The following is a 2649-nucleotide window of genomic DNA, read 5'->3' on the forward strand; positions in this document are numbered from 1 at the left end:
CGCCCGTGGCAGGCGGCGGCGGTGCTGTTCGTGGTGTTCTCGCCGATCCTGGTGAGCGTGGTGGTGCGCAGCTACGGCTGGGCGATGCTGCTGCGGCCGGGCGGGGTGTTCGGCGACGCGTTCGACGGCTGGCTCTACCACGAGCCGGGCGTGATCGTGGCGCTGGTGCACGTGGAGCTGCCGTTCGCGCTGTTCGCGATCCTGGCGTCGGTGCGGTCGGTCCCGGCCGACCTCGCGCCCGCCGCCGCGGACCTGGGCGCGGGACCGGTGCGGCGCTTCACGAAGGTCCTGCTGCCGCTGACGCTGCCCGGCGTGCTGAGCGGCGCGCAGCTGGTGTTCGCGCTGACCATCAGCGCGTTCGCCACGCCCGCGCTGCTGGGCGGCGGCCGGGTCACCGTGCTGGCGCAGACGATCTACCAGAACATCCAGCAGCTGGCCTGGCCGCTCGCGGCGGTGCAGGCGGTGGTGCTGCTGGCGCTGACCCTGGTGGTGCTGACCGCGTTCACGCTGCTGACCCGGCTCGCGCCCGGCCGGTCGAGGGCGGTGGCGTCGTGAGGCCGATCTCCTTGCTGCGCGGGGCTTTCACGCTGGCGTGCGCGGTGTTCGTGCTGCTGCCGCTGCTGGTCGTGGTGGTGGCCTCGGTCAGCACCGACCACGTGCTGACCGGCGTGCCGTCCGGGTTCACGCTGGAGTGGGTGCGCACCGCGCTGGCGTACGAGCCGTTCCGGATCGGCGTGCAGTACTCGTTGCAGGTGGCGGCGATCGCCACCGCGCTCTCGCTGCTGCTGGGCGTCCCGGCGGCCTACGCCATCGCCCGGCTGGACGTGCCGGGCGCGGGCCTGCTGCGCACGGTGTTCGTCGCGCCGCTGAGCCTGCCGCGCGTGGTGACCGGGTTCAGCTTCTTCGTGCTCTACGCCTCGCTGCTGCCCTCCGCGTACGGCACGGTCGGCGGGGTGGCGTTCGCGCACACGTTGCTGCTGCTGCCTTTTGTGGTGTCGCTGGTGGGCGCGGGGCTCGCGGGGCTGGACCCGGCGCTGGAGGAGGCGGCCCGCGACCTGGGCGCCTCGCCGGTGGCCACGTTCTTCCGGGTCACCCTGCCGCAGATCCGCACCTCGCTGGTGATCTCGGCGGTGTTCGCGTTCCTCACCTCGTTCGACGAGGTCGACACCTCGGTGTTCCTGATGCCCGCGGACGTCACCACCCTCCCGGTCGCGATCTTCCTGCGGCTGGAGCAGAACCAGGACCCGACGACGTCGGCGGTGTCCAGCCTGATGATCGTCGCCTCGCTGGCGGTCGCGGCGCTGGCGGCGCTGGGCGTGCGGGGATCGGGCCTGGCGGGCAGCAGGAACTCCTCCGGGGAAGGACGGCCATGACCACCGAGCCCACCCGCCGCTACCGCCTCGGCGTCGACGTCGGCGGCACGTTCACCGACGTCGTCCTCGCCGACTCGGCCACCGGCGAGCTGATCACCGACAAGGTGCCCTCCGACGCGGCGCAGCCTGCGCGGGCCGTCGTGGCGGGCGTGCTCGGCGTGCTGGAGCGCGCCGGGGTCTCGCCCGCGCAGGTCGAGCACTTCTCGCACGGCCAGACGTTCGCGCTCAACACCGTGCTCCAGCGCTCCGGCGCGCGGGTCGGCCTGCTGGTCACCGCCGGGTTCCCTGACCTGCTGGCGATCGGGAGGCTGCGCCTGGACGACCCGATCGACATGTTCGCCGAACCCGCGCGACCGCTGGTGGACCAGCGCGACGTGCGGGAGATCCGGCAGCGGCACCGCGCGGACGGCGCCGTCGAGCGCGAGCTGGACCCGGCGGAGGTCGTCGCGGCGGTGCGGGACCTGGTCGCGGACGGCGTGGAGGCGGTCGCGGTCGCGTTCCTGCACTCGCACAAGCACCCCGAGCACGAGCGGCGCGCGGCGGCGGCGATCGCCGAGGCGTTCCCGGACCTGCCGGTGGCCTGCTCGGCGCTGCTGTGGCCGGAGGAGAAGGAGTTCGAGCGCGCCACCGTGGCGGTGCTGGCCGCGCACGTCGGGCGGGCGCTCGGCGGCTACCTGGCGCACCTGTCGACGGCGCTGCGCGAGGCCGGTCTGGTGTGCCCGCTGCACATCACCCGCTCCAACGGCGGGGTCGCCTCGATCGACCACGAGCCGGACCAGGTGCTGCGGGCGGCCGTGGAGACCCTGCTGTCGGGTCCGGCGAGCGGGGTGGCCGGGGTGGTGCGGCTGGCCGCCGACACCGGGCTGCGCGACGTGGTCACCATGGACATGGGCGGCACGAGCGTGGACTGCGCGGTGGTGCGCGGGGAGGTCCCGTACTCCACCGAGAGCGTCATCGGCGAGTTCCCGCTGATCATCCCGTCGGTCGAGGTGTCCTCGATCGGCGCGGGCGGCGGGTCGGTGGTGCGGGTGGACCGGGCCGGGGTGCTCAAGGTCGGGCCGCGCAGCGCGGGCGCCCGTCCGGGGCCGGCCTGCTACGGGCGCGGTGGCGCCGAGCCGACGCTGACCGACGCGTACGTGCTGTGCGGCTACCTGGACCCGGCGGACTTCGCGGCGGGCGCGCTGACCATCGACGTGGGCGCGGCGCGCGCGGCCATGGCCCCGGTCGCGGAAGCGCTCGGGCTGACCGTGGAGCAGGCCGCCGAGGCCGCGGTCTC

At 74.6% G+C, this 2649-nt stretch carries 3 protein-coding genes; all 3 read left to right on the forward strand.

What is annotated here, in order from left to right:
• The coding region (locus ACTUAL_RS05545) for an ABC transporter permease (RefSeq protein WP_440899490.1) at nucleotides 1–555 on the forward strand (555 nt) is incomplete at its 5' end.
• Nucleotides 552–1373 carry an ABC transporter permease gene (locus tag ACTUAL_RS05550; RefSeq protein WP_440899491.1) on the forward strand — a complete coding sequence of 274 codons (822 nt, stop codon included), beginning with the start codon at nucleotides 552–554 and terminating at the stop codon, nucleotides 1371–1373. The genes ACTUAL_RS05545 and ACTUAL_RS05550, both read left to right, overlap by 4 nt.
• A partial coding sequence (locus ACTUAL_RS05555) for a hydantoinase/oxoprolinase family protein (protein ID WP_440899492.1) occupies nucleotides 1370–2649 on the forward strand: 1280 nt, incomplete at its 3' end. The genes ACTUAL_RS05550 and ACTUAL_RS05555, both read left to right, overlap by 4 nt.

The organism is Actinosynnema sp. (genome assembly GCF_052038725.1).